At 56.8% G+C, this 25,990-nt stretch carries 32 protein-coding genes; 13 read left to right on the top strand and 19 right to left on the bottom strand.

The genetic code is table 11. The annotated features are described in order from the left end of the window. Together D460_RS36535 and D460_RS0125635 are read left to right on the top strand one after the other, a co-directional pair. Positions 1-654, top strand: a 654-nt coding sequence (locus tag D460_RS36535; protein WP_018901466.1) for a hypothetical protein, incomplete at its 5' end; no start/stop codon positions are given. 298 nt (positions 655-952) lie between these two features. Further along, complete coding sequence (locus D460_RS0125635; RefSeq protein ID WP_026283537.1) at positions 953-1,396, top strand: hypothetical protein; 444 nt, start codon at positions 953-955, stop codon at positions 1,394-1,396. Positions 1,397-1,702: 306 nt separating this feature from the next. Here D460_RS0125635 and D460_RS0125630 read toward each other — a convergent pair whose 3' ends face one another. Beyond that, complete coding sequence (locus D460_RS0125630) at positions 1,703-2,065, bottom strand: hypothetical protein (protein WP_245267808.1); 363 nt, start codon at positions 2,063-2,065, stop codon at positions 1,703-1,705. 201 nt (positions 2,066-2,266) lie between these two features. Between D460_RS0125630 and D460_RS33875 the strand changes: the two genes are divergently transcribed. After that, entirely contained in the window at positions 2,267-2,509 is a 243-nt protein-coding gene (locus D460_RS33875) for a DUF982 domain-containing protein (RefSeq protein ID WP_018901463.1), read from the top strand. A gap of 79 nt (positions 2,510-2,588) precedes the next feature. Then, positions 2,589-2,807 (top strand): hypothetical protein, encoded by a 219-nt coding sequence (locus D460_RS36170; RefSeq protein WP_155947855.1) that lies wholly within the window; start codon positions 2,589-2,591, stop codon positions 2,805-2,807. A gap of 387 nt (positions 2,808-3,194) precedes the next feature. On the opposite strand, the gene D460_RS35445 is transcribed toward D460_RS36170, so the two are convergent. Beyond that, a complete protein-coding gene (locus D460_RS35445) occupies positions 3,195-3,545 on the bottom strand; it encodes an RT0821/Lpp0805 family surface protein (protein WP_081619981.1) in 351 nt (116 codons plus the stop codon). 439 nt (positions 3,546-3,984) lie between these two features. On the opposite strand from D460_RS35445, the gene D460_RS0125615 reads away from it, so the two are divergent. Next, on the top strand, positions 3,985-4,269 hold the full coding sequence (locus D460_RS0125615; RefSeq protein ID WP_018901461.1) for a hypothetical protein: 285 nt from the start codon (positions 3,985-3,987) through the stop codon (positions 4,267-4,269). A gap of 7 nt (positions 4,270-4,276) precedes the next feature. Here D460_RS0125615 and D460_RS33870 read toward each other — a convergent pair whose 3' ends face one another. Beyond that, positions 4,277-4,498: a hypothetical protein gene (locus tag D460_RS33870; RefSeq protein WP_037112122.1), complete on the bottom strand. Its 222-nt coding sequence runs from the start codon at positions 4,496-4,498 to the stop codon at positions 4,277-4,279. 364 nt (positions 4,499-4,862) lie between these two features. On the opposite strand from D460_RS33870, the gene D460_RS33865 reads away from it, so the two are divergent. Then, a complete protein-coding gene (locus D460_RS33865; protein ID WP_018901459.1) occupies positions 4,863-5,117 on the top strand; it encodes a hypothetical protein in 255 nt (84 codons plus the stop codon). A 1,721-nt stretch (positions 5,118-6,838) separates the two neighbouring features. Continuing rightward, positions 6,839-7,612: a hypothetical protein gene (locus D460_RS36915; RefSeq protein ID WP_245267807.1), complete on the top strand. Its 774-nt coding sequence runs from the start codon at positions 6,839-6,841 to the stop codon at positions 7,610-7,612. Positions 7,613-9,792: 2,180 nt separating this feature from the next. Here the strand turns inward: D460_RS36915 and D460_RS33855 are convergent. Beyond that, positions 9,793-10,050, bottom strand: coding sequence for a helix-turn-helix transcriptional regulator (locus D460_RS33855; protein ID WP_018901453.1), 258 nt, complete (start codon positions 10,048-10,050; stop codon positions 9,793-9,795). A gap of 487 nt (positions 10,051-10,537) precedes the next feature. Here D460_RS33855 and D460_RS0125575 point away from each other — a divergent pair, with 487 nt between their 5' ends. After that, entirely contained in the window at positions 10,538-10,822 is a 285-nt protein-coding gene (locus tag D460_RS0125575; protein WP_018901452.1) for a DUF982 domain-containing protein, read from the top strand. Positions 10,823-10,829: 7 nt separating this feature from the next. Here the strand turns inward: D460_RS0125575 and D460_RS0125570 are convergent, their stop codons facing one another. Beyond that, the gene (locus tag D460_RS0125570; RefSeq protein WP_018901451.1) at positions 10,830-11,024 is read right to left on the bottom strand and encodes a hypothetical protein; all 195 of its coding nucleotides are present in this window, start codon (positions 11,022-11,024) and stop codon (positions 10,830-10,832) included. A gap of 306 nt (positions 11,025-11,330) precedes the next feature. Then, complete coding sequence (locus tag D460_RS33850; RefSeq protein ID WP_018901450.1) at positions 11,331-11,645, bottom strand: DUF982 domain-containing protein; 315 nt, start codon at positions 11,643-11,645, stop codon at positions 11,331-11,333. Between the two features lie 1,620 nt (positions 11,646-13,265). On the opposite strand from D460_RS33850, the gene D460_RS36910 reads away from it, so the two are divergent. Genes D460_RS36910 through D460_RS0125550 form a run of 3 tightly spaced genes read left to right on the top strand, consistent with a single transcriptional unit; the run spans position 13,266 to position 14,744 of the window. Next, positions 13,266-13,982, top strand: a complete 717-nt coding sequence (locus tag D460_RS36910; RefSeq protein WP_245267810.1) for a HipA N-terminal domain-containing protein — start codon at positions 13,266-13,268, stop codon at positions 13,980-13,982. Next, the gene (locus D460_RS36905) at positions 13,951-14,445 is read left to right on the top strand and encodes a HipA domain-containing protein (RefSeq protein ID WP_245267806.1); all 495 of its coding nucleotides are present in this window, start codon (positions 13,951-13,953) and stop codon (positions 14,443-14,445) included. Before D460_RS36910 ends, D460_RS36905 begins: the two co-directional genes overlap by 32 nt. A gap of 14 nt (positions 14,446-14,459) precedes the next feature. Beyond that, positions 14,460-14,744 carry a helix-turn-helix transcriptional regulator gene (locus D460_RS0125550; protein WP_018901449.1) on the top strand — a complete coding sequence of 95 codons (285 nt, stop codon included), beginning with the start codon at positions 14,460-14,462 and terminating at the stop codon, positions 14,742-14,744. Positions 14,745-15,071: 327 nt separating this feature from the next. Here D460_RS0125550 and D460_RS36900 read toward each other — a convergent pair whose 3' ends face one another. From D460_RS36900 to D460_RS0125525, 4 genes are all read right to left on the bottom strand, one after another. Beyond that, complete coding sequence (locus D460_RS36900; protein WP_018901448.1) at positions 15,072-15,323, bottom strand: hypothetical protein; 252 nt, start codon at positions 15,321-15,323, stop codon at positions 15,072-15,074. A 143-nt stretch (positions 15,324-15,466) separates the two neighbouring features. Next, entirely contained in the window at positions 15,467-15,742 is a 276-nt protein-coding gene (locus tag D460_RS0125540; protein WP_018901447.1) for a hypothetical protein, read from the bottom strand. Between the two features lie 15 nt (positions 15,743-15,757). Then, positions 15,758-15,973 (bottom strand): hypothetical protein, encoded by a 216-nt coding sequence (locus D460_RS0125535; protein WP_018901446.1) that lies wholly within the window; start codon positions 15,971-15,973, stop codon positions 15,758-15,760. A gap of 1,202 nt (positions 15,974-17,175) precedes the next feature. After that, positions 17,176-17,871 carry a LysR substrate-binding domain-containing protein gene (locus D460_RS0125525; protein ID WP_018901445.1) on the bottom strand — a complete coding sequence of 232 codons (696 nt, stop codon included), beginning with the start codon at positions 17,869-17,871 and terminating at the stop codon, positions 17,176-17,178. 314 nt (positions 17,872-18,185) lie between these two features. On the opposite strand from D460_RS0125525, the gene D460_RS0125520 reads away from it, so the two are divergent. Further along, a complete protein-coding gene (locus tag D460_RS0125520) occupies positions 18,186-19,109 on the top strand; it encodes an SDR family NAD(P)-dependent oxidoreductase (protein ID WP_018901444.1) in 924 nt (307 codons plus the stop codon). 174 nt (positions 19,110-19,283) lie between these two features. Here D460_RS0125520 and D460_RS0125515 read toward each other — a convergent pair whose 3' ends face one another. From D460_RS0125515 to D460_RS0125465, 8 genes are all read right to left on the bottom strand, one after another. Beyond that, positions 19,284-19,490 (bottom strand): helix-turn-helix transcriptional regulator, encoded by a 207-nt coding sequence (locus D460_RS0125515; protein ID WP_018901443.1) that lies wholly within the window; start codon positions 19,488-19,490, stop codon positions 19,284-19,286. 56 nt (positions 19,491-19,546) lie between these two features. Beyond that, a complete protein-coding gene (locus tag D460_RS36530) occupies positions 19,547-19,717 on the bottom strand; it encodes a hypothetical protein (protein ID WP_196809372.1) in 171 nt (56 codons plus the stop codon). A 506-nt stretch (positions 19,718-20,223) separates the two neighbouring features. After that, positions 20,224-20,454 (bottom strand): hypothetical protein, encoded by a 231-nt coding sequence (locus D460_RS0125500; protein WP_018901440.1) that lies wholly within the window; start codon positions 20,452-20,454, stop codon positions 20,224-20,226. Between the two features lie 3 nt (positions 20,455-20,457). Beyond that, positions 20,458-20,592, bottom strand: coding sequence for a hypothetical protein (locus D460_RS37105; RefSeq protein ID WP_018901439.1), 135 nt, complete (start codon positions 20,590-20,592; stop codon positions 20,458-20,460). Between the two features lie 622 nt (positions 20,593-21,214). Next, entirely contained in the window at positions 21,215-21,436 is a 222-nt protein-coding gene (locus D460_RS33830) for a hypothetical protein (protein WP_018901438.1), read from the bottom strand. 518 nt (positions 21,437-21,954) lie between these two features. Beyond that, complete coding sequence (locus tag D460_RS0125475; RefSeq protein WP_026283531.1) at positions 21,955-22,500, bottom strand: YidB family protein; 546 nt, start codon at positions 22,498-22,500, stop codon at positions 21,955-21,957. 102 nt (positions 22,501-22,602) lie between these two features. After that, the gene (locus D460_RS0125470; RefSeq protein WP_018901435.1) at positions 22,603-23,100 is read right to left on the bottom strand and encodes a DUF3597 domain-containing protein; all 498 of its coding nucleotides are present in this window, start codon (positions 23,098-23,100) and stop codon (positions 22,603-22,605) included. 54 nt (positions 23,101-23,154) lie between these two features. Continuing rightward, a complete protein-coding gene (locus tag D460_RS0125465; protein WP_018901434.1) occupies positions 23,155-24,054 on the bottom strand; it encodes a hypothetical protein in 900 nt (299 codons plus the stop codon). A 686-nt stretch (positions 24,055-24,740) separates the two neighbouring features. On the opposite strand from D460_RS0125465, the gene D460_RS0125460 reads away from it, so the two are divergent. Continuing rightward, positions 24,741-25,265 carry a GNAT family N-acetyltransferase gene (locus D460_RS0125460; protein ID WP_245267805.1) on the top strand — a complete coding sequence of 175 codons (525 nt, stop codon included), beginning with the start codon at positions 24,741-24,743 and terminating at the stop codon, positions 25,263-25,265. Between the two features lie 180 nt (positions 25,266-25,445). Here the strand turns inward: D460_RS0125460 and D460_RS37195 are convergent, their stop codons facing one another. Then, positions 25,446-25,985, bottom strand: a complete 540-nt coding sequence (locus tag D460_RS37195) for a low affinity iron permease family protein (protein WP_018901432.1) — start codon at positions 25,983-25,985, stop codon at positions 25,446-25,448. Positions 25,986-25,990 lie beyond the last annotated feature (5 nt).

Raw genomic sequence — 25,990 nt, 5'->3', positions numbered from 1 at the left:
CGCCATTCCATGCTGTTTTCGAGAAGCGGAACGCTGGGCGCCAATCTCGTCAAGAGCGGCAAGGTCGATAAGGTTCTGCCCTATTTCGACACGCGCACCTTCCACGGTGTCGTGAACATCAAGGCCGGGCCCGACGAGCAGCTCAGCCCGGCGTCCGACTTCGGCGATGTTCATGTCCGGCACCTCGATCTGACTGATGTCTTCACGCCGTTCTACCCTCGCGCCAGCGTGCCGACGACGGGATTTGCGCTCTGCTTCTGGCTGACAACGCTCAATCTTGGCACCAGGATAACGCTTGCCGGCTTCTCGTCGAAGCGCAGCGAGCGCTATAAGGTTCTCGATGTTCACGACTGGACGTTCGAACAGGTGCTGCTGCGCCTGATGTTTCGCAAGGGCAAGATCAACATTGTCGGGCGCGACGCGTCCAACCCCTATGCGGATCTCTCCGCGCACTTTCCCGAGTACGGGCCTGCCGAAGTCGCGCTCACCGCCAATGAGATTATCAACGAACGGCTCGGCAATCTAAGTTCGATCGTCGATCGCCTGATGGATGTCACCCGGTTTCTGCGCTTCCTGGATCGGACCTGGAAGAGCTTGAAACCCAAGTCTCGCAAGCAACGGCGGTGGGATGCGCTGGAAAACAAGCGCCGCTGATCGGTCGGCTTGAAGCCGGCAATCGTTCGTGACGTGGCTTCAGGCAAGCTGGCAGGACCGACAACGCGCCTCGGAAGCGATCACCGCCCTAAAGTCGACGTGTGCGAGATAATCTCTTCCGGCAAAGCGCGCCGCAATGAAGAAACGGATGACCGTGGAATACAGCGCGCCGGCAATAACGGAGACCGCCGCGGCGCCAAGCCGGGCGGTGGTGGTACATGCTCAGCCGTCGCGGTCTGCGTTGCCCTTGTCCGTTTCCCCAGCTATCGTTACGCAGCAACTTCACCGCACCGATTCCATGGCCATCCTTTTTAAAAGCACGATCTCCGAAAACGCTGCATTCGAGGTCATCGAGCAGGCGATTACATCCGGCCGCCCGTGTGACGGCTACTTCAACGCTGTGAGTGACGCGGGAGAGACAACATTGGTCTGGTCGCCCTCGATGAGTGCAAAAGAGTTTTTAGCCACGGTTACAGACATGCTGCGCCTCACTTGGGATGTAGCCCGTTTCTGGATCGTATACGAACGACGCGAGGATCGCCAAGATCCAGAATCAACAGCGGTGCGTAATGCCGCCTTCCGTCTCACCCGTGGCTACAACGGGGTCATTGTGGCGTCACTGAGCATCCTGGGAAAGCGAGATGCCGACCATGATCTGGAGTTGATCTTCGTCTGCTTCGCGGAGGACTTCCAGCGCCGAAACTTCCGCGTCCGGTACGAAGGCAAATCCATCTCGACCTGAGCAAGCGGGCAGAAGGCCCTGCGCGTTTGCTCGCATCGTGGACAACGTCGTGCAACCAGACCGCAACTGTGGTGCCGACGCTTATGAGAGCATGCTCACTATTCATCAATTGACCAACATGGGAGCGACGACGGTGGCGGCGATCGGCCCATCCATCGATGACAAGCCACGACCGCTTCGCCTAGCAAGCGGCTGAGATTGCCCGAGGCAAGGGCGAGGCTCCTAGACCACAAAATCCGCCCCCGAAATGCTGAGCAAGATCGTGCGCGAGCCGCTCGCCGCAATCGATTTCGGCTGCAAGCTCCTTTACAGGACGTGCCCGGCATCCCTCATGAGCAAGTAAAATGCCTCGATGAAGTTACTCTCATCGCCGGAGCTCTGGAACCACAAAGGCTTGTCCATTGCCTGATCGCAACCAACGGTGTTGAAGTAGCCGCACGCCCTGCCACTGCGTCGGTCAAAAGCAATATCGAACGAGCCAATCGGTCCGCCCGAACCCATGTCATATGCCTCTACCGACACCACAGACCATTCCTGGCGCCCCGGCAGCATAAGGAGAACCGCCATGAGTAGCGGATGGACCTCCGCAAGAGATGCCTCGCTCGGGGTGGTCCAATACGTGCCTATTTCATCGTCAGCCCGTGGCTGCCCGATCGGCGTTCTAGCCATCGCTATCATCCTCAGTTTGCTTTTATGTTCCTACTATGTTCCCTTTCTTGCCGGAGTCAACAGCTCGACAAAGTCTCGCAAGTGACGACCCTTCTAGAGGGTTCCGTCTGGGACCGTACCGAGGGGAACAGGCTCCTGTTCCAAGTCGATCATCACCCTAGATACTGTCGCAGATGTGTACAGCGTCACTAGGAGGATCGAATGCCGAATAATACTTGGAATGCACCAGTTTCTGTCGATTTCCCACATCAGGAACAGAAGGTGATTGGGGGTCCGTTCGAGGCAATGACCTGCCTCACCGACCGATGGCCCAATATGAGTGGTCTCAAGTTCCTACGTGCTCGGATGGCATGCAAGGCTGCTCTGGACGGCCGAATGAGCGCCGATGACGCTCGGGTTATTTTTGTCGAAGCTGTTGGCGAGGCAGGCGGTAAGGCGCACTGAATTATAGACGTCCAGACCGCTACAATTCTTCCGAAGGTTGAAGTCGTGGTCGCCCGCTTGTTGACCAAGGAGGCGGACATTGAGAGCGTCCGCCTCGCAACGCGAAAGCCGCCACAATATCAGACCCTCCTTAGCCCACAAGCCGCGGCACTTTGGCGCGAACCACATAGGAACAGTCCTGTCTGGCTTTTTTGCCGGCGACATGGCGGTCGGCAAGGCCTGCGCGATCAAGCTAAAGGTATGGGCGCTGGCAGACCTGAAAGCGCCGACGGTTGCCTTTGCATTGGCGGCACGGTAGCCCCATATCGTGCGCCGTGACGGTACCTTGCGGTTGATGCCGCCCACGTTCGATGGGACACCCAAGTCGACGCATCCCAAATTTCAGAGCGCCGCGGCGACCCGGGCGTTTTTTAGCCATAAGCTGAACGAGCATGTCGGTGGCCAGCTGTCTATTGCGCTAGCGTTAAATCCGTGAAGCGCTTGCACCAGTGTTTAAAGGCTACGGACTGGCTAGGTCAGGCGGTAATGGTTGTTCAACGACCATGCTCGTGCCGCCGAAGCTGGTCAAAATGCTCGAGTAATGTCGGGGAAGGGTGAGGCTTATGCGTTGCTGAAGACCCTATGCAAACGGTTAAGCGTTGGCGTCGCTCCATCGGCACAGGACGTCAGCCAGGCCCGAAGTCATTTAGCCATTGATTTTCCAGTGGTTGTTCCCCGAGGGACAAGCGACGCCGTCGAGAGTTGAACTCCCAGTGATCGTCTGATGTGTGCTGATGAATTGCCTGCATCCTTGGCCTCCATCGAGGACAGGTCCAATTTGCTGAATGACGCCGGCGCTGCCTGTTGAAGGGTTCGCCCAGGCCAGGGGGCGCATGCCCTCGTCAGAACGCCCCACGGTCTCGGCGATCACAGCTTGATCGGTTTGGCGTGGAGTTTCGGGCAGGCCTGTGGAGGCTGTCACAAGAGGCTCGGTTGTGGTGCAAGCGCTCAGCAAAGTAAGAACCGGGAAACTCAGGCCATGCCAAACTCGAAGCATATTTAATCCATTCGCCATCACACTGCCCGTCATCATAGCAGCGTGCCATTACTTAAAGGTTATTGAGGCGTAAATGTCCGTTGACAGGCTCCACACACCCCGCGACCGATACCGATCGCGAGGAAGCCCATGAGGCACGCGAGATTGGCCCTCTGCCCCTCGTAGGACGATGTCATTAATGACCCAAGATTTATCCAGGCGGCGCGTGTCGTTAATGTGTGGCGGCCCGCGATAGAACCCCGAAATGGCACGCGTCGCAACCGAGGAAGATTGTCGCCGGCTTGAATTCCCGACGCTGCGCGCTAGGTCATCCATTGAATTGTTTCCGACGACTTCCAAGGAGGTCAGGAGGTTGTTGTCGAGGCAAGGGAAAGGTCGGGCGCGAGAAATCCGCCCGACCTTTCCATTTTAAATCAAGCGCTTTGAGAGAGCTGCGAGGATGTCCGACAATCTAAAGCCATTCTTTATGACGTCTCGTGAGATCACTGCCGTCCTTATTAAGTTCGGCACATTACTCGAGGAGTTCGCGTATCAACTTCCCAGTGAGAAGAATGCGCTAATCACGCTGGTGAGGAACGCCGCTGCCTCCATCAAAGAACTTGCGTACGACGTGGGAAGCGGCGATCCGGAGATCGCGGCCGAAATTGTGAAATCGAGCGCAAGGTTGGTAGCGTCAATACGCGAGCAAGTCAAAACGTCGCCCGTGGGCGCGACAATTCATTGAGGCTTGATCAGCGACATTGGTGCTCGTCGTCTCCGGCGTCTTTGCTCAAGCGACTATCACCAGCCTCACTCACTATGTCGATGAGCGCCTGAGTGTCTTCAGGATCATATTCGGCAGACATAATCACCGTCAAAAATGCCGCGCGCGCTATGTCCTTCTTGGAGGCGTTGGGGTGTTTTGCCTTGACCGCGTCGATCAGCGCTTTGGGCTTCATGACCGGAACGGCCAATTTTCTTATCGTCTCAGCGACACGTTCTCTTTCTCGAACCTCTTCTCGGCCATCTTTCCCTCCTCGGTTTCACACCGATACTAGGGGAGGGTCATGAGGGTTTTTTGACGTTCCGTGCGCTAGACATGGCGCAGATCCGCTAAGCGACGTGGGCAGTCCTAGCCTTGCCGAGGCCCCCGATGATCGCCATCTATGTCAACGAGAACCCATGCGTTGACGAATCGATCCCACATCAGAAACGAGATCATCTGCAATCGCTAGGACTGCGGCGGTGGATCGGCTGGTCGCCAAAGGCGAGGAGAGTGAGGCGAGGCGGCGCGCCCCATCACGATGACGCTCACACAGCAAGACCTGGAGGAGTACCATGCCTTTTGAACCGCGGATGGGCGACGTTTGCGTTTTTGAAAATGAAAAAGCCGGACATGATAGTGCACCTGACCACCGAGGCTATTTCGTGGCCCACCGCGACATAAAAGCGGGAGAGAAAATCCAGTTCGCTCTCTGGTCAGGGCGACCGGGCAGCGCTCGATCATTCGGCGGGCGGATCGACGAACCGCTGTCGCGCGCGCCAAAAGAGAGCCCCCCGACTGATCTTTTCGGTAACCCGCTGGACGAGTAAATCCACCCGGAGATCTTCGTTGAGGGGTGGGAGCGCCGGCAGCGCAACGAATTCCTGACGAAGAAAAGCGTCCGTCGAGCAGACGGCAGTCAAGGGATGAGCGCGCGAGGCGTCTCGACAGGCTCAACATTTGCGACACGCGTTGGCTCGTGCGCTCGTTGTCATTTGCCCCGTAATCTCATTGTAGAAGTGTTCTTTATAAAGGTACCGGAAAAAAACGGCCTTTGCCCGAAACCGATCGCGTCATCGCCCGCATCAGCAGTCTTACCACCGACGGGTAGGAGGAGACTCGTGACCTGCTCTTGATGCTTCGGTGGCCGGCTGGACGCGCAAGCGCAGCAACGCAGAACTGTCGAAGGCTGTTCACGTCATTGAGGAGAGAAAGGCCCCGCAGAGGCTCGCTACGCCGAAAGAAACAAACAGGCATCCGATGCAAATGCGATGCATGTGCAAACAGTTGCAGTGATACTGGCGAAAAACCTTTTACCGACAACCCGTGTCTCCGGTGGTGTTACATAAGGCAGGCTTAAACGGGACAAAGTGATCATTGTGGTGATTTGCATAGGGCGATCAGCACATCAGGCCGCCTCCGGGCCGCCTTTCTGTTTCATACGCTCGCACAGTGTCCAAGCTACGAGGCGGTTCGCTTTCGTCTAGGCTTAACTGGCTTCACCTCTTCGCTCGCGGCCCTCTCCGCGTCGCGAGCCAAGCGTAGCTCCCGCAACTGCGATGTCTTCTTATCGCGCGCGGCATCCTGCGCAGCGATAATCGACATGGATTCTATGTGGGTGATGTGCGCTTTGGTCTCTGATTTGTTCATCAGCCATAAGTGGTGCGAAAAATGAAAATCTCAATGGCTGGTAGCCCTCCGCAGCCGTCCGCTAACAACTGGAGAGCCATTTCGAGCGTATAGCCCCGCCTTCCAGCGGGGCAACTCTACGCCATTCAGACTGTTATCGGCAGACTTTGACCGTCTTAACAATCCACCGGCCGTGGTGTTTCACCTTGTGGCGCTCAGTGTGGCAGACTTGCTTGTGCGGATGAGCATGCTTCCAATCACGGTGATTGCTTGCTGCCTGAGCATACATGGGAGCGGCTAGAGAAGCCAAAGCGAGTGCGGCTGCGACTGAGCTTGCGAGAATTTTCACGTTCATGGTCCTCGTTGTTGACACGAAGAAGACCGTAGGACTGGCGCAATTAACTGAATATGAATGCTTGGTTAAGATTTTGTAATGTATGATGTTTCGGTCTCCGAAAACCCAGATGCCCGGAACGAAAAAGGGGAGTGTCACAGCATCGAAGACCGAATGTTCAACGGTGACTTTGCCCGTGGCGCCGCATTCCAGACACCTAATTTCATGTTACTCCCTCCCAGGTTAGCGTGAAACAGGCGCTGGCGCTCGCCAAGTAATAAACGCCCTCGCTTGCGCTTACGTGTAATCAGCTCATCGGGTACAGGCGTATGTTTGCAGGCTGACAGACAGTGCTGCAAAAAATGCTCCTGCAGCATCAAGCGCCGACCCGAGCTTTAGACGCTTAATCAGACCTGCGGGAGCCCCGTCCCAAAAAGTCTCGCTCAGAACAGGTGATATCACTGCAGATCCCAGCCACGCAGCCGCCGAAAAAGCTCCTAGAATTATCGAATCCCAGATCATGGTGTCTCCTGAGGTAAACTTATTACCAGTTCTAAAAAATGCACGGCATCGGCAGTTGGCGCAAGAGTGGCAGAAGGCAAGACAGCCGATGACGCATATGCTGCTGGCTTTAAACCTGACGGCGGGAATTCATCTTGCTTACAACATAAAGACGACATCGCACAACGCGTCTCCAGCTTTTGGAGAGGGAGAATGTTTTGCCGCAAGGCTACCGAGAAAGCCATCGACAGCTCGCCATCACAAATCGGCTTTGCTGACATCCGGGTTATGAAGTGGCAAGGCATGCTTGTGACCGAGGGAGAAAATCCCGATGGTGGTCAAACGCTGGTCATCAAGACTGTCGTCGCCAACAATCTGCAGCTGATCGCTATCGGTGAAAAACTTGGCATGTGCGGCGAGCGGCGCGAGCGCACCGGCAAGCGCACCCATACATGCCGAGACGGGAACATCGCTGGAATTGCTGCTCAGCGAAAGGAGCTAGACGCTACCACCCAGCTGACCGACCCAGAGCTCGAAGACGAGATACACGGCTTATCAAAAGGTCAGCTGGTCGGCTTGGTCGATCTCGTCGACGTCCGGATACGCGTTCTCCGCATTCGCCGCATCCAAGCAACATTTACGATTCGGGCTAGACTGACCGGAAGTGGGCGGTTGCTCCCCTCGGGCGTGAGGTTGCCTACGACGTACAGAAGACGACGATCATCCACCGGGCGACCGGATCAGAGTTCATACGGCATCGAGCGAAACCTCGAGGACATCAAGCGCACGTCCGACCTCGACATCCTCATTTCAGGCAGGCCCTCCGAACTCATATCCGTTGCAACCATCAATCACCGATAGACCGTAGCTATCGCTCAGTAAACGACGCAGCTTTCATTGCATATCAGAGAGTAGAATGAACCGATCGCGTTTCTTCGCGAGCGTTCGAACCTCCTTGTTCGGCGGCTCGTTCACTGTGTCTCAAGTACAGTTGAGAGGGAATATTTGAGATCCGGTCGTTTTCCTCGTGGGTCCGCTCACCGGATCTCGTGCGCCGCAGCAATGAGGGGTGTGCGGGGCGCTCTTAGCCAAATCACCCATTTTAATCGCCGTCGAGCGGTCAGGCCCGACATGGTTAGCGCATCGTTACTATCCACACCTGTCAGTGGCTAAAGCCAGTCGAAGGCCATCAGTGGCGTGGATAAGATTGCCAAGGTTATCAGGGACGATAGCGCCAGCTTGATGCGCCGAATGCGCCGAGTGCGGACGCCTTTCCAGTCGTATGCCATCGAAGATCCTCATGATCACCCGCGAGAATGCTCGCGTCATTCAACTTGGGATGCCCGTAGCATCTCGAAACTTGCGTGAAGCTTGTCGAGGCTCATTTCCCGGCATATCGATTGCAACCCTCACTGAAATCATTGGAGATCACAGTGCTCGTAAAAAGCTGGCGCGCCGTGCTCGTCCGCGGCTGTTTGTTGCCGCTATTGAGTTTGCGCGTTCCTGGTGGGCCCAGCAGGAAGCCTGTTCGTTTTCGGAGACTGGATTTCTGGCCATGCCGATGCTGCCGATGGAGAGTCGACCTCAAACACGGCAACGCCGACTAGCGCGATCACGGCGACTGCCAACGCAATTTTGCAGATCAAGGCAATCTCCATGAGGGCCATCACATCCGATCGTTAGCTGCCTAGCGGTAAACGATTCCCTAATTCACATCAAACAGCGAAGTTTCCATGACCGTGCTCGTAACTGCCGCGCATCTGAGCGAGGGCGAAGGGGCCGTGAACGCCTGAACATGAACTCTGCCTTCAGGGCTCTCCATCGCTACGGCGCCCGGTATGGCCTCGACCGAACGCACCGATCGGTCCGGTACCTTGCCCAGCTATTGCACGAGAGCGCCGAATTCCGCTTCGACCGAGAGGTCTGGGGCCGACAGGCGCCCAGAAACGCTGCGACACATGAACAAATCTTGGCAACGCTACCCAGGTTGACGGAGATGGCAAGCTCTATATGGGGCGCTCTTCTGGCTAGCCGACAAGGCAGGGGAATTACCAGGCATTTCACGGCTGGTGCCTCGCCCAAGGGTTCAACCCCTCCTGACTTTGTCGCGAAGCCAGATCTTGTAAACACCGATCCGAGAGTAGGTCTCGCGCCACTGGTATTGGCAGAGCCGCAACCCCGATCGTTGAGCCCACCAGGGCGACATCGAAACGATCACTAAGAGGTGGAACGGCGGCATGAACGGCTTCGCTCACCGCGTCTACCGCTTCGTTCGCCTGTCGTTGGTTCTTCCGGCTATGCGCCGAACGCCGTTACCCAGTTTCAGCAGAGCGCGTGGCCTGACGCGGACTGCGATGCCGACCCGAAGACGCGAAGCGCTTTGCACAAGGCGCTGTCAGCAGGCGACGAAAAAGAGTGCGTGCGCCGGGTTTGAGAAGCTGCCGGCCGACCATGGAAACGACGGTGACAATCTTCAAGAACGACGACCGCGCTGATCACATCTCATCTCGAAATCGCCTCGACACCTCTTAAGCCGCTGGTGGCGGCAAGGGCCCGACCCTCCACTAAGGCCGGACCCTCCCGTTGCCGCCTAGATGGGACAGGAAGCACGGCGGCGGGGATTTAGTCGATTGAATAACACCGGTCAACCATGGAATTCGATCGAAAAGGCATCTGGGGTTGCTAGGAAGCATTGATTTGACGAAACGCAAGATAGCCCGATCCACGTTGTTTCGCCGCCGTCGAGTTCATCATCACGTCTTCCGATCCGGCTAGCCAGTCACGCCTTGAAGTGACGGCTAGAAAGGCGAAGGTATCTTTGGGAGAACGCCCTTCGCCTGTCGCTCAGGCGTCTCAACAAACCCCTAAGCGACAGTCCAACTAAGCTGATCTGATCACCAGGGCAAGTTCAGCAGCTCCGCATCAAAAAGAAACCCCGCACAAGGGCGAGGTGAATTGGAGAGGGATAACAACCGCGCGGGAATCGGGGGACGAGCGCGGCTGCCTTAATAACCCCTGACCCGCCCCAACGTTCCCATGTGTTATGATTTTTCTCGTCCAAGGTAATCGTCGAGCAGCATTGACGGCTTCAAGCGGAGGGTTTTACAGATAGTCAGAAACGTTGGAACAGACATGGTATTCTTGCCGCTCTCATACTTTCCTATCTGCTGAAATGAAACTCCGAGAGCATTCCCAAGATTGGTCTGACTCAACCCAAGCGACTTGCGAGCCATCTTGATACGCCGTCCCAACTGATAGTTGACTTCAATCTCGTCTTTCTTCTGATCCGCCGAATTCATCTTTCAACCCGTTTTTGATCACAGCGATCTATTTACACGTTGAAAGCGACTTGGCGGATTTCATGTGATCGAAAAAAATACAACTTCGGTTATAGGTCGGTTCAGAGCTGTGTCATGGTAGCGGTCAACTCGTCTGTCGATCGGATGATGCCGGCCTATGGAAATAAATTTCTGCCCGATTTCAAGCAAGAGCCGATCTCGAAAGTCATACCGGTCTCGGATTTCCCGAAATTTCGGTCTGGCGGCCGCGCGTTCTTTCACAGTGAGTTCGCCATCCCCGATAATGTGTACGCCGCTTCCCGATATCGGCGGTATGGCGCCCGATATCGATGAAATCTCGAACGAAATTGGATTTTGGTGTCTAGGCCCCATTCATGCATGAATGATGCGACGAGGCACACCTTTTTGACAAGCCCTTGATTTGATTCGGAACGAATCACTTAGGCGACAGTTGATGTGGATCCACCGTCACCTGAGGTAGCGCGTTATGGCCAGCTTTTCCCTTACACCGATCGAGCCGCTCGAAGTCGAGATCCGCGGCGCCGGGCAGCATGCTCGCGTCGAGACCGTTGAGGAAATGATCGCGTTTCTCACGTCGGAATGGCCGGATAAGACAAAGCCGGGATTTCACAGTGCTCTCGCACGGTCGATCGATGCCATGGTGATGGCGGCAGAGCCGGCTGCGGCCCGTGCTGCTTTTGTCGACGCTGCCCACGCTACCGGCATGCACATTTTCCCCGACGACATGGCCGAGATCCGGAATGCGAGCTGATCGCCATCTATTGCTTGCTCCCCCTCATAGCAGCCATCTGCCGCAACTCGACCACGCTGAGGCCGATTAGCGCCTCATATTGTTCTCCCATAATCTGGGAGAACTGCTGTCGCAGGCTAATGTCGGCAGACATATCAAGGCGGTTCATCGTTTCCAGCGTTCGATGGATATGCTCTCTAACTTGTGTGCTTTCGAGTGCCATGGCAAAGTGACCTCTGGTTGCCTCCTCAATGTACCGGCTAGGGGCACAGTAGTCACCTTACCAAATAGGCTTGGCCATGGGTTAAACTTGGCGAGGGACGGAAGCTGCGCCATGAACCCTATGATGGGCTTCGCAAGGTGCAGGACCAGAGTGCGGTCTGCGCTATCTGATCCGTTGGCAAACAGCCCGGGAACCCTTCGAGCTTCTCCGCGCAGACAAAAACAGACGTTCGATGCAAGCGAACTGGACGTGCGTTCGTCCAGTTCACGAAACAGGCCTTGATCCCGAACTTACGATGCCAAACCACTAAGGGTGCGAACGAAGCGCGTTTGCATGAAACCCACCCGTTGCTGCAAGTCCAGTGGCCGTAACCGTCTTCGGTTTGAAGCCCGCCTCAAGGCAGGCGGCGAAAAAGTACTCACGCGCTACGGCGGGAGGCGTCATTTTCTTTAGAGCGTTACGGCAGGCAACAACCGCTGAATTGTGATATGCGCCACGCTTAGATGGCCATTCGAACTCCAGAAAGTCCAGGGCATCCGAGATGCTGCTGAATGATTTCTCCAGGCCAGTTGTCAGCCTGATCGTCACAGGGCTTTCCCACAGAACATCAACAGGGCTCATAACATCCTCCATCGCTGTCAAGTCGTGGTCTATAGCGAAAATCTAATATGTGATTTTCGAGGTTTCAAGTGGTTCAGGATCGCTATCTTGGAGAGGTTGCGGCTGCAGACATGGCCTGTTCGTCGCCGAGATTTTCCGTGGCTTGTAACAGCATCAGGCATTGCGGTCTTCTGCTGCCACGTCCTGCGATCCTAGTCGAAAGGGTATGGGTTCGCCTTGCGGTGAGCGAGACCAGCTGCCGTCAGCCGACACAACGGGAACCGCGAGCTATCGCGGACGTCGACAAACCCGGCTTTATCCGCAGCGTTCACCGTTTTTCGCCCCAAACCCGGCGGGAGAGGCATGAATTCGTCGGTGTTCAGGTGGTGCAACAGTAAGGCAAGGCGAAGGGTGGGGCCGTATCCTGACACGCAGGTGCTCCTGTCACGCATTTCCAGTGCGAAGTGGGGAGCCCCAGTAAGGCTCCCCACCCTTTAACCGCGTCAGGGCAAAGCCGGCAAGCTGGCAAGCGCGGTCGGACTTAAAAACGTGCTAAACGACTGTATGTTCCGAGAGGATGAGTGTGGAGAGCCGAGAGAGTTACAGGGGCTCAAGGCCCTCCACTGCCGAGCAAGACGTTGGGAGACTATCTCGGCGGAGTAAAATTCCTGTCGCGACGAAATGTTCCCGCAGTTGCAACATCGTAGACCTCGATTGCCTATCGCTGCATAATGACCGTCGTAGCCTCGGGATTCGGATTCACCTTCCCAGCGAAGAGCACGCCGGCGACAATAATAACGCCAGTAAGTAGCAAGCCACCCACGTAAATCGCAGTCTGATTTCGACTATTCGTATCCATTTTTTGACCTTTTGGCAGCATCTGCGAATCTTCGGATAAATAAGCGGCGAAGAGCCGATCGCTTTGAGCGGAACCAGCTCTTCACCATATCGCCATACAACGCGTCTAACTTTGCATGACGATATCCATAAACCTCGATAGCACCGTTGTGTTCCTCGCGTCAGTAGCGATATTCGAAGCGGGCGGACATACCAAGCTACTGAGCGCAGTCAATTCAGTGATTTTAAAACTTTGCCGCTTTCGCTTTCTCGCCGTTCATATCCTGTCTCGGATAGCCCCGAAAAATACCACCTCCGGCTCATATCTCTCCTGCCGATCCACGTTGTCGCCGGCGCAGGGGTAGGAAGGCGCGTCATCCTTCGTAAATTCCGGATATGTTGAACGGCCTCACTCTCGATCGCGTCGATCAAAGGCCGGCAACGCAGTTGCGCATCCTCACCCTTCGGTCCGACCAAAGGGACTGTCAAAGCAAAAAGATTTCTGGATGGTCTTCTACGTTGCAATGGAGGCGTTTCGCTCGTGTTGTACGACGCAAACATAGGCTCCGAGACACGGATGACACCAGTCTCAGCCTCTGACTCATCTTGTTCGCGTGGGGGAGTGCGTTGCGCGGCCGGAAGGTGGTCAGAAGGATCAGAGACTGCAATGAAAATCTAGGTGGCTGACAGCCCTAAGAACAATTATCAACCCACTTTGATGGGATGAATAATTTGAGAAACTGCGTTATTTGATCCATTAAAAGGGTCAATTAGTGCGCCTGACGTTGCAGACACACTTTGACGGTGAGTGGCATCACGCCGCGACATTGGAACGGTGCGGCCGGCGTTCAGGGCGCGTCAATCGTAGATTACGATCTCGACTATTTCGTCACCGTGGCATCGGCGGAGCTTTCTGCTGGAAGAACCGTCCAGGACCACCGCGCCTTGTCAGTTCGCTATCCCGTCGATCTCGAAAATCGGTATAGCCAAAGCTGGCCGCCCTTCCTTTTGGATCTTATGCCCCAGGGGCATGCACGGCGAAAGCTTACCGAGCACTTCGGCATCACTGAAGGCTCGCGCGCTTCTGACTTGGCACTGCTTCTCCGGTCGGCGACTGGCGGCATCGGCAATCTTCGCATCAAAGAAGCGGCCGACGACGAAGCGCAACGGCTGAGTGGTGTTGAGCGCCAAGGAGTTACCGAGGTAGAAATCCTGGAGCGGTCGGACCGCTTCATGGAAGTAGCCGACCGCTTCGGAATGCTGGCCTCCGACTCAAGCGGCCTGCAAGGCGAATGGCCTAAGCTCTCTATGACGCAGGCCCATGACGCTCTTTTTTACCCCGACAGCTTCGTAACCGATGATGAGGCCATTCGCCAACCATCGACCTATGCCGAAGGCGTCCTGATCATTCCCCGTTTCGACCGAAATAAGAAAGAAGGCGTCGCGACGGTCCGGTTTGGAGAAGAAAGCCTGGTGTCGGCGATCGGCGTTGCCCATTTTTGGCCATCTCGGCACGCATGAGGCCTTTGTTGATGTTCTGCGCGAATGTTCGGCCGATCCCTTCGCGGACGTCGCTGAATACTTAAAGCGCGACAGCGCCAATCTGGCGCTCGGTAATCCCGACAGTCACGGTCGAAATTCTGCACTTAGTGAGCTTCAGGACGGAGCGATACGCCTTTCTCCGCTCTTTGATTTTGCGCCCATGCGGCTCGCGAGGCAGGCCATTGTTCGTGCCACCCGATGGGCGATGATGCGTGACGGCGGTCGTGATCATCTTTTCGACTGGAAGGATATTTGCGGCGAACTGATACCTGATCCTGCTACGCATAGTGCGCTCAAAGCTACGCTTACCAAGTTTGCCGGACATCTGCGTCAAGCTCCCGCCATAGCGAGAGATATGGGTGCGGCTTCGGACATTTTGGAGCGGGCAATGGGGCGCTGCATAGAGATTACGGATAGCGTTCTGGCGGCGTGCCAGCGATGACGAGGGGCAGCTAAATGGCTCGCTGGAAGAAACCGACTAAAGACGAGATTCTTGACCATCGGCGAACGCTGGCCGAGCGCGCTCGAACCGGGAATTTAAGGGTGCCTCAGGCCGTTGCGGATATCCGTAAAGGGTTTGGCATGACCCGGGAGGAGTTCGCCAGAGCCCTATCGCTTAGACGCCAAGTTGCAGAGATCGAGGCTGGCACAGCAAACCCGACGCTCGAAACATTGGAAAAAATAGGGCGCTTGTTCGGGTTTGGCCTTGGCTTCATTCCAAAGCAATCGAATCGAAATTGATAAGCATGCAATCAACAGTCGACAATTCCTCCACACCCAAGACAGCTACGGTTCATTCATCTCGAGTTTAAGACATTCAGCCTAAACACCGCATGGCAAGAGAGCTTGTGCGTGACGATACCCGCGAAGCTCGATATGGCCTGAATTCCTCGTGTCATTTGCGATATTCGAACTAAGCGGCCATATAACGTCATTTTGGCGCGGAAGATCATAAGCGCAACCAGTCAGCGCATGCTGAAGAGTTTCTTCCGTTTCGTCGCCGTTGATGTCCTGTCTTAGTGAGACCGGAAAGGCTACCTCTGGCTGATAGCTCTCTTGCCGATCGATTCAGCCGCCGGCGCCGGGGGGCGCGTCATTCTCCATGAACTCCGGATACTGAACGACCTCGCTCTCGATCGTGTCGATGGATCTTTGCGGATGGTCATTGGCAACGTGGAATGTCGAGCCACTTTCATCCATAACGTCGAACCGTTCTGGCGGAGACTTCGAGAGCAGCTCCGATGCTTGTTGTGCAGCTGCTTGGGGCGTCTCGGCAACAACTGTCACGGACGTGCTGACCGTGAATTTCTGCTTCTGCATATCTGCGGCCCTCGCTCATTGTTCCGGGCGGGCAAGCCCCGTTAGAAGTTCCCAAACTCCGGCTGCGGTGCTTGAGATTGCTCGGAAATGAGCCACCGCACAACCTCCCGGATAACGCCCATGGAGAGGCCCCGTTCCGCAACCTAACTAAAATCCTGCCGATTTTGCCCAGCCAGATAGCTCACAACGCCGTCTTCGATCTCCCTCAAAACCTCTTCATAGTAAGCAGTCCACTGCGCGGGAGCGTGTTTTTGAGAACGAATCCTATCCTGATGAGCGACGGCCCTCTCGTAGGCCATAAAGAGCGCTCCAATCTGTTCGCCGGAAGCGTTTCGAAGTTGGTCTCGCAACGCCGGTAACCGCATCATCAACTTTTTGCGGCCGAGCTCTTTTTCTATTTCCTCGTCCCGGTTCACCATCTGCGGTCCAGAAAATTACAGGTTTTTCAGCAGCACCAGTCGATTACCGCCTGGCAAATCAATCATTCCCTCGTTTTTGAGGGCGTACAGCGCGTTTACGATGGCGTCCTGACTTATTTCTTGGTCGACGAGCGGCGGGCCGATCTCATAGAGACTAAGTGACACCCCTGGCTTGAGCTTTATAACTTTCAGCAGCTTGAGAAGCGCAGATTTTGCATCGATATCGGTCATCAATGAAGTCTGCTCCCGGCTCTATCTTTTGGCAAGTCCGTAAGCTTCGTGTGGAGCTATAGGTAGAGGGGTTGATAGCGATCGGGCATAGAAATTATCTGCGTCTAAGTAGGATCGGAAACCCATTGTCCCGCACCCAAAGTCTAGCTGCGGGATGAGTTGACATACCGAACTCAATATACTTGCTTAGAAAATAGATGGCGGGCCTGGAGGGGAAGTGACGACTTCCGAAACGACGAAACACATGCGCTCTTCCGGAAGAGACGGTCACAAACACTCAGGATGCCATCATCGAGTGGATCTATGCTGCGCGCGCGAGGACTTAATGTCCAGCTCCGGGAAGCCCGGCTGCGCGGGAGCGCGATGAGAAGGAGAGACTGACCAGGACTCTCAAATCAGTTGCGGAAGACGTGGGTCACACAGATAGCCGTATGATAGAGCTCGAGCGGACTGTTCGGAAGATCGAAAACGCCGACGCTTGGTCGCGGTTCGCATATTTGACGGGGATGCCCGGAGCTCCTCACACGGAAGGCAACAAGCTTCCTTTTTAGTCACACCTGTCAGTGCGGTGTCCCGGTCTCCACATGCTGGCAAACCCTTTCTTTAGCAGGATTTGCCCACTTAAATGGGAGCATCCTGCGAAAGCATACCATTCCCTGTATTCACGATCAATGCTCTGGCGATGATAGGAGCGGTGGTCGCTTCGCGGCGCAAGAAAACGTTCAGGTGGCTACCATATGCTCTGTTGATGGCGTGGTTGCTAACCTCCATTTTCGTCCTGGATCATTGCCAAGCGAACCGCTGCCCGATTGGCGCGCAGCGGAGGATTTGGCTGATCATTCCGAAGGAGACAGCTAGTCGCTGAAGAAAGAACTGCGGCTGAGAAGAGGATTGACAACCTGTTAGCAAGCCGATCCCTTGGTACAATAACCCAAGAAATTGTTCGTCGGTGCCCACTGTTCGGTGCCACCGTTGATGTGCTGAAGTTCGCGTATATCGCTCCTTGCGTCAAAGGAGACGAGGTTTGTCAACTGATGTGGAGAGCCGAGAGAGTTACAGGGACCTCAAGGCCCTCCACGTGCCGAGGAAGTGCTGTTTGGAGACTATCTCGGCGGGAAGAACTCATCTCAGCGCTCTAGGTTCCAAGGCCTTGCGCGCGGGGCAGCTTTCATGCCGGTGAGAATGGTGGCGCTTGCTCGCTGTCAAGGCGCCGGCCGAGACGATCCTTCGGCTCTTAGAAAATCGACAAGGCTGCGCATGCCCGAACCGAGATGGCGGTGTCGAGGGTAGTAAAGGCAAAGGCCGGGGTAGGGGGGCGTCCATTCCTCTAGCACCTGCCGCAGTTTTCCGTCGGCGAGAGCATCGGCCGCCATCCACCGTGTCAAGTAAGCAAGACCGATACCATCAAGTGCCGCTGCCAGTAGAAGTCTGGACTGGTCGACCACGAGATTGCCGGGCGTTGCGATGACGACGTCCTCGCCGCGGCGCCGGAACTCCCAGCGATAGATCGACCCGCCTGCCATGCGAAGCTGAACGCACTGGTGAAGCGAAAGATCGGACGGTGTCTTGATGTCGGGCGCGCCATCAAGATAGGCAGGCGAGGCCACGACGATGTGCTGCTGGTCTGGACCGATCGCGATCGCAACCATCTCGTCGGGTACAAGTTCGGCCGCCCGGACCCCACAGTCGTATCCTCCTTCGGCGATATCGACCAGTCTTCCCTCGGAGCGGATTTCGAAACGCATGGTGGGCTGAAGCTTCATGAAGCGGGTCAGAAGTGGCATGAGGACCTGCTCGGCGGCATTGGCCTCGCAGTTGATCCGCACGAGCGCCGACAGTGAGGTCGCCTGCTCATGCAACTCCTCGACCGCGAGGCCAATTTCGCCAAGCGCAGGCATCAGTCGCTCCGCAAGTCTTCGCCCCGGATCCGTCAGCGATACGTTGCGGGTCGAACGATGGAAAAGCTTTACCTTCAGTCTTCTCTCTAGTCCGGCGACCGCGTGGCTCACTGCCGACGGCGTCTGGCCGAGCATTCGGGACGCGGCCCGAAATCCGCCGTGCTCGCACACGGCAAGAAAGGCCGCAAGCTCGCCGGGCGGAAGCGAGCTAACTGTTCGAATTATCTCATCATTGCGTAAAGCGTCAGCCATCTAGTTCACGAATGCCACGCGCTTATCTTCCGGGCAAGTCGAATGTTCGAAGGAGTAAGACCATGGCTTCATCCATCCCATTTGGGTTCTCGTCCACTGCCGCCGAGGTCTTGGAAGGCGTCGACCTTTCCGGACAAAATGTCATTGTGACGGGAGGCGCCGCGGGCATCGGATTTGAAACAAGCCGCGCTCTCGCTGCCGCAGGCGCGGCCGTGACGATCGCGGCCCGCCGTCCGCACGACGCCGAGAGAGCTGTCGCGAAGATGAGGCAAGCCATGCCCGCCGCTCGGCTGAGCGTTCGTCGCCTCGACCTCGCCGATTTTTCTTCCATCAGGGAGTTCACAGAAAGCTGGGACGATCCCCTGCACGTCCTCATCAACAACGCTGGCGTTATGGCCATTCCGGAGCTTCAAAGGAGTGGGCAGGGACAGGAGATGCAGTTCGCCACGAACTATCTGGGGCATTTCGCGCTCGCGCTCGGCCTGCGCCAGTATCTGGCCAGCGCGAACGGCGCCCGCATCGTTTCCGTCGCCTCGACCGGCAACTTGTTTGCGCCGGTGTTCTGGGATGATCCAGACTTCCGTTTCATTCCCTACGATCCGCTACTTGCCTATGGGCAATCGAAGACGGCCTGCATTTTGATGTCCTTGGGGATAACCAATAATTGGGCCAGCGATGGCATCACGTCGAACGCTCTCAACCCCGGAGCAATCGCAACCGGGCTTCAAAAGTACACTGGCGGCCTTCGAACGCCCGAGCATCTCCGCAAGACGATAGAGCAGGGAGCATCCACGTCGGTGCTACTCGCGGGCTCGCCGCTTGTGGGGGGAGTTTCCGGCAGATATTTCGACGATTGCCAGGAAGCTCCTGTCGTCGACAAGCGCGGAGCCGGGCCATTCAAGGGCGTGGCAAGGTACGCGGTCGATCCGCAGAACGCTTTCCGTCTTTGGGAAATGGGGACGCGGATGATCTCATCGCCGCTTTAGTTGGCGTGGCCTGCCGGACCTTTGCGGGAGCTGGCAGGCTGCCTCCTTCACGAGGTTGCGAGCCTGATTAAGCCTTTGCCGCCACCGGAAGACGGAACGGCGCTCCATCGGCGGTTCATACCTATCTCCAGGGTTGATGAACGGCGCGACAACCTGGAGCAAATCGAAAGTTCCCTAGCAGAGCGCGTGCTCGATGCGTTCCACATGATGAGTGTTAGTCGACGTTCCGTCCTCGATGGCCGAGATCTCCGCTTCAGTCAGGCCGGTGGCAATCGCGAGATCCTCGAGGCTGTATTCTCTCGCAATGCGTGCTTCGCGAAGGCGTGAGCCGAGCTTCTGCCGAGTATCGTCCAAAAACGTTTCGATATTGATGTGATCCATACTTTACTCCGAGTGCTGCGAGGATGGGTTTGTTACTTCAGCGTTTCCACATTGGTTCATTGTGAAGATCTGTTGGCGGCCGCAATCCGCAGCTTGCGGAGGCGCTCGTTTTTCTCTTCACGAAGTCGGCGCTCTCCAACTGCGACGTCGGCCGCAATCTTGTTCGTGTGTTCGAAGGCCGCCATGCGCTGTTGCACGGTCAGGGTCTTCCTGATCCTGCTTACCATGATATTCATCCTCTTAGGTTTCTTCATATATGGGAGGATTGAAAAGGTGTTTCAACGACTTCAGGCCGCGTGTCTACTAGCGTACAGCCGGTCGTCCTCCTTGCGGAGGCGCCTGCTCCACATCGATTATGGTAAGCTCGCCGTTTACTGGAATAGGCCGAGCTTTTCGCGCGCCTCCTTCAGAAAAAAGTTCGTCGTCATCACCCCGCACAAGCCAGACATCGCTATGCTCTTACCTGGGAGCCCGTCGAGCCCTGACAGAAGTAAGATGCGCAGCTGGTGGTGTTCGACAACCAGGACGCCGAAGGTAAGCTCAACGACCAAAGTCGTGGTCGACGCACGCTGATACAAACGTCGGCGCCACAAGGTACTCTATTGAGGTCGCCGGCATTGCGGGCTTGATTTCTTTGGGAACGTGGATCGACATCGCGCGGCTCACGGCGGAAGTGTTGCAGCGGTGAGAGCGGCAGCACCCGCTGAAAATCGCGGTGAGACGAACTGAGTTCTCAGTCGATCGGCACGGTCGCCAGCAGCTTGCCGCTGCCGTCCATGATTTCGAAGAGCTTCCGGCCAGACCCGCCGCCCTGCGAAGGAGCCCGTTGCAGCTGCGCGCAGAGCAGGGCCTCCGCGATCGCGTCTCCAATATCGGGAAGCAGTACGCCATCGCGATCAATCAGCAAATTGCCGTTCTTACGGATATTGAAGTGAAAACGTTGGAGGCGGGAGGGTTTGGGCATCGCCTAACCGCCAGATTTCCTAACCGCTTCCGCGTCGACTTCGACAGCCTCGTGTCGCAATTCGCGCAAGGTCGAGGCGACCAGCCCAAGGAACATGGCTGCGATAAGGGCGGTCAGGATCGTAAGAAGGGCAAACATCCGGTTTCTCCAGCGTGTATCAAGAAAATGACGGGTCGATGGAAAAGTTCCGCAGCTCTGAGCCGTCGAGTGCTTGTCGGAAATGTCTTCGTCTGTCGATGTGGCGCGTCGAAACAAAGGGCTCGGTCGCCGTCCACGATTAATGGCACAACCAGAAACATCGCGGTCGTCTCCCAATCGGCCTCGCGGTCTTCGGCTTGGTCTCGTCAAACCTCAAGCCTCTGTCGTGTATTGCAAGAGTTTGAAGGCCTTAACTTTGATTCCTTGGGCCTCTTCCTTGGTATCGAGGCAGGCCAACGATTGGCGCTGATGCGATTTGCAGATTGTCCGTACCCAACCTCCACGGCGATAGATCAGCAATTGAGGAGAGACGACCGTGGCAGCCATCGGGAGGCTCGACGTCTGTGTGCACGAAATCAGCCAGGGGGCGATAAGCTATTTTTGGGATATTCCGTCTAAACAGGGCAAGGCTGATTGACGTTAAATTGCAGGCCTCGTCTACAGAGCGCTTGCGGCGCTGCGCCGGTTCCGTTCGCAGGGTTGTGGCACGGTTCAAGTCGTGCGATCGACGGCGAGGCCGCCTGCATTGCAAAACACCTTGCAGTCATAAAGGCGAGCGTCCTTACGAAACTCCGATGGTGTTCGTGAACAGCGTGAGAACAAGGAGGACCGCAATCGTAATGGACAAGTCATCTCCCATCATCGCCTGCTGAGTGATCTCCGAGATGGCGAGAGCGATCTCCGGATCAAAAGGGGGGCATTGCCGCAAGGTGCCCGGCGGTGGCACAGGCGCATGGTGACGAGCAGGGTGAAGTATCGCAAGCCCGCGGACTACGGCGTCCATGACGGCTCCGAATGATGGTGGAATGCTCGTCGACCTCGTTTCCGATACCGATCACGAAGGACAGGCCGGCTCCCAAATCTGCAGACGGAACACGAGTTTCGAGGGGCAAGACGCACCCGACCCGAAGACGTCACCGATGCGACCGTTCTTTTTGCAGAGCGCCTTTTTGAGGAGGGTCGATACCTTCGCGAGAAAACGCATCCAGAAAACTCGCGTCTACAAGTACTGTTTGCATCACTGTCCCGGCAGCGAGCGTCACCTGCATCTCATCTGAAGTATTCCAGCTGGAATGGACGGCAATTCGATCTTACCGCCAGAAACGAAACCCTGCTCTTTAAGTAAATGCCGCCCCGAGCGAAAAGGCGCAGCACGCAGGCGACAGGAAGAGCGTGAGTACGATCCACTCTATACCCCTGTGTTATCCACAACCCACGCTGAAGACGCCATGGACCTGGACGCCTTCGGGGGGCGAGGACCTCCTGCTTGGTTTCAATGAATTCTTCCCGCCCGGCATGATGTCAGGCCATCGTCGTGGAACCATTATCGGAAGTTGCACCTGCGGCTTTTAACGATGCTTCGTCTGCATCCGGAACCCGGCCGTCGGGTGTGAGGTCATCGACGGCCTTCGGGAGATCGCGGCTGAGCCGATCGACGATCTCCTCATGCGACATCCCTGTCTTGGCGGCGAGCTCGTTCAAGATGTCTGGGCCAAGGGCCTCGGAGAGCTGGCCGCTGTCGATTTCCGTGTTCGGTCCAGGTTTGATCCACGATTCAGCCTTGTCCGCGTGGCCGTTTTGCTGGAAGGTTTTCAGGAGGTCACCCAGACCGCCGCTAAGGATGCCGCCAGTCGTCAGGCCACCGAGAAGATCGCCGAAGCCGCCGGGTCCGCTAAAAAGACCGCCGAGCCCGCCGGCCTGTTGGCCCTGGCTTTCGCTCTGGGGCGCTCGCGAACCGTTGTGAGGGTGGTTCTGGATACCGCGGAGGAATTCCGCAATCTTGTCGCGGTTCTGATAGCCAGCAACGGCGATCACGCCCAACAGGGCTTTCAATGGTCCACTCATCATCTTGTATCTCCTTCATTAACAGGCGGCTATTGTCACTCGATCTGGTCGCCACGCCGAACAACAAGCCGACCAGTAAGCTGACGAACCGGACGCTCGTTAAATCTAATCGAGCAGGTCGGCGGGAACCTTCCCGCCATTTTCCGCGAGCTTCTTCATCAACGCTTTGTGCAGGAACATGTTCATCTTGGCGCTGTCGTGGGCGTCGCCGGAATAGCCAAGTTCGTGGGCGAGTTCCTTGCGCTCTTCGAGGCTGGCGTCCATTCCAAGGGCCTTCATCAGGTCGACGATCGAATGACGCCAGTCCAGCTTGTGGCCGGACTTCTGGACCGCAGCGTCGAGGATGGGCTCGATGTCGACCGAAGGTCGCGGCGTTGTGTCGGCCTGCTGCGGCGAGCGCTCCTGCGATGGCGCGGGCGAAGCCATCTGCTCCGCGGACGCAGACGTGTTCCCCGCCGTGGCGGCGGGCGCGGGCGCCGAGGAGGCGGGCCGAACCTGCGGGGCAGGTGAGGTATCAGTCGTCCCGCCTGTCGACGGCTGCGGAACGGAGGCGGCGTGCGCCTCGCCGAAGATGGCGTGCTTGATACGGTCGAAAATGCTCATTGTTCGTCCCTTCGTCGTAGCAGGGAGCCGGATGGCTCCCGGTTTTGGCTAAGTTCAACGCGCGATGTACATGTCGTCGTCGCGGCCGACGTGCGTCGTGCCAACCGAACCGCCAACCCATGCCGCAATAGCGCCGACCGCGAGAGCGATGAACGCCAGGATTGCGCCTGCCGAGAAGGCTGTGGCCGCGGTCTTGGCCGCTTCAGTTGCCTGCTCCTTCGCCTTGGCGACCGCGTCCTTGTACTGCTGTTCGTACTGTGCGACCTGCTGCTTAGCCTGGTCGACCGGAATGCTTTGCGCCTTGGCGATGGCGTCAGCTGCGCGGTTGCGCGCTTCTTCCGCCTTCGCCTGATCGCCGGTTACAGCGGCTCGCACGGAAGTGACTGCGGCGTCGCGGAGCGCGGCGGGGTCGTTGCCCCCGGAAGCATCACGGATGTTCTGCTCGATACCCGCCATCGGATCACTTGCAGTAGCCAGCGCCGGCGCAGCGGTGGTTGCCGCCGTCGCTACACTCGAACCTGCAGCGGAGACAATACCGCCAAGCCCGGAAAAGACACCGCCGACGAGAGCGCCAACCGATGTCGTCAGGAGATAAACGACAACCAGCGTGGTGACGGCCCAGGTGGTGAGGCCATGAAGCGCGCCGGTCGAGCCGACCGGACGGCCGCAAAGACGGCTTGCAACATATCCTCCGCCGAAAGAGGCAATGAGACCGGAGACGACAAACCACACCGCGGTGCTGACGGAGAGGGTGGCGGCGCTCGGATTGTCGGTGGTGCCAGGATCGATGACTGCAGCGCCGATGCCAGCACCGAGCAAGTTCAGAAGCAGCTGAACCACGAGGGCAACGGCGACGCCGGCAAAAATCGCTCCCCACGAGGCCTTGGTCAGCGCGATATAGGGATTGGCGTCGCGGGTGTGGACATGCGCGACTGTTGAAACGGGTTCGGTCATGACTTTACCTCCATCACGGAACTGTGAGTGGCACCAAAACCTTCGAGGAAGCCTTTTGTTCCAACGTGCTGATCTCCTTTGAAAATCAGCCCAGAAAAAGTCCGCTGGAACCGCCAGGATCGTGCAGTCAAACAACGGCGATCATTGCCCTTAAAAGCTCCGAGCCGTTTTCCGGTAGGGCTGAACGCTGCTTGGATGCGGCCGTTTCGTCGAACGCTCGGTTGTAATCCGTTGCAACCGAGACGTCGCAGGCAAGTCGCGTTCTATAGAATGGCTTTGATGCAGATTACGGCATGTAGTGCAAATTCTGCAGGTCAAGAACGAGCCGCTTCTACTGCTCGCTATTGACCTTGCAGAGGGTGCAGGTTTTGCGCCTTTGGAAGCGGGCGACGATAACGAGGCGGTCGTCTTACCCGAAACGCGACGTGCATCCACGTCGTCCTTACCGACATCGCTCCGCTCGGCTGGTGCAGGTGTTCTTTCGACCGCTAAAGAGCTTGCAACAAGCCAAATCGCCTTTGCTGAGGACATCGCATTGCGCGCCGTCGGCCTTACCACCACCTTATATCATAGGCATCCGCGAGAGGCACTTTAGCCGACCCTTCAATGACAGACACGGGTGCGCTGCAACCTTCCCCCGCCTTCTATGTTCTTGTGATTGCAGACGATAGCAGGAGTAATTTTAGGTGACGCTTCACAGTGGAATTGACAATGAACCGAACTTGCAGCGCTACGCGAGTATTCGGTTCGCGACCAAAGAAGACATGAACATCCTCGGTCGGTTTGGCGCTGATCTTATGCAGCTTCATCACGACTGGGACAGCTCGCGCTTCATCTCGCCGGGCCCCTACACCCCCAGCATGTATGCGAACCACCTGTGCAGCCAGCTCGGCAAGTCGGACGTGATGGTTCTTGTGGCGGAGGTAGAGGGTACTGCGGTTGGATACGCCTATGCGGCCGTCGAAGGGCACGACTACATGGCTTTGCGCGGTCCGGCGGGCGTGATACACGACGTCTTCGTCGACGCCGGTCAGCGGCGAAAGGGCGTTGGGCGCATGCTTCTCGCTGCAGCGGTAAGAACGCTTGGGGCGATGGGTGCGACCCAGGTGGTTTTGTCGACGGCACATCGCAATGGCGCCGCGCAGCGATTGTTCGCATCACAAGGCTTCGAGCCAACGATGATCGAGATGACGAAGCAGCTCGCACGGTAGTTGACAAGGTCACAGCAGATAGTCAGGCGCCTCGGATGAGGTGGGGCGATCTGCGTTGTACAATGAAAGAGTGCCTTTCGCAGATGAGTTCCGGAAGGGGGTTCGTGCCCATAACACGGTCACAAACGACCTGACATCAGGCGCTTTTAGCCAGGCGCTGATTCAAGACGCCAGAAATTATTAGTCGTTCGAAGTGTGCCTGTCCCGAAACTGCTCTATCTGCTCCGGTTCTTTCTCGTCGAGCTTGGTGATCTCGTTGCGGGCCTCGCCATGCGCGTGAAGGAGTTCGTCGAGCTTGGCATGGATCGCCTGCGTGTCGCGATGCTCGGCCCGCTGGATAAACAGGGTCATACACCATGTGGCGAGCGTGGCAAACCCGTGCCATTCTAGCGTCTCCGGGCTGAAGAGGAACCACGAAAGCGCGTAGATCAGCACGATGCCAAATGCAATCGGACTTGCCGTCCAGGTGCCGAGGACTGTGAGCCAAGAACGCCACCGCATTCGCATCTCTCTTCGTTGTTCGTAAATAAGACTTTCCACTGCGATCCGGTTCTCGCTGGAGACGCTCGCTAACATTTGGCTAAAAGAAAGCTCTCCCAGGCTACCGGGAGGGCTTTCTATCGCCGCATGGGAGGGAGGCGGCTGAACGACGGGTAGCATGGTCGTCGGCCTGAAAACTTGGGCGACAAACCGAAGTTCCCGGCGATACCAGAAATTCATCCGTT

It is taken from the genome of Rhizobium sp. 2MFCol3.1 (assembly GCF_000377565.1).
Lineage (GTDB): Bacteria > Pseudomonadota > Alphaproteobacteria > Rhizobiales > Rhizobiaceae > Rhizobium.
The sequence above is the reverse complement of the archived record's forward strand: the minus strand, read 5'-3'. Positions and strand labels throughout refer to the sequence as shown.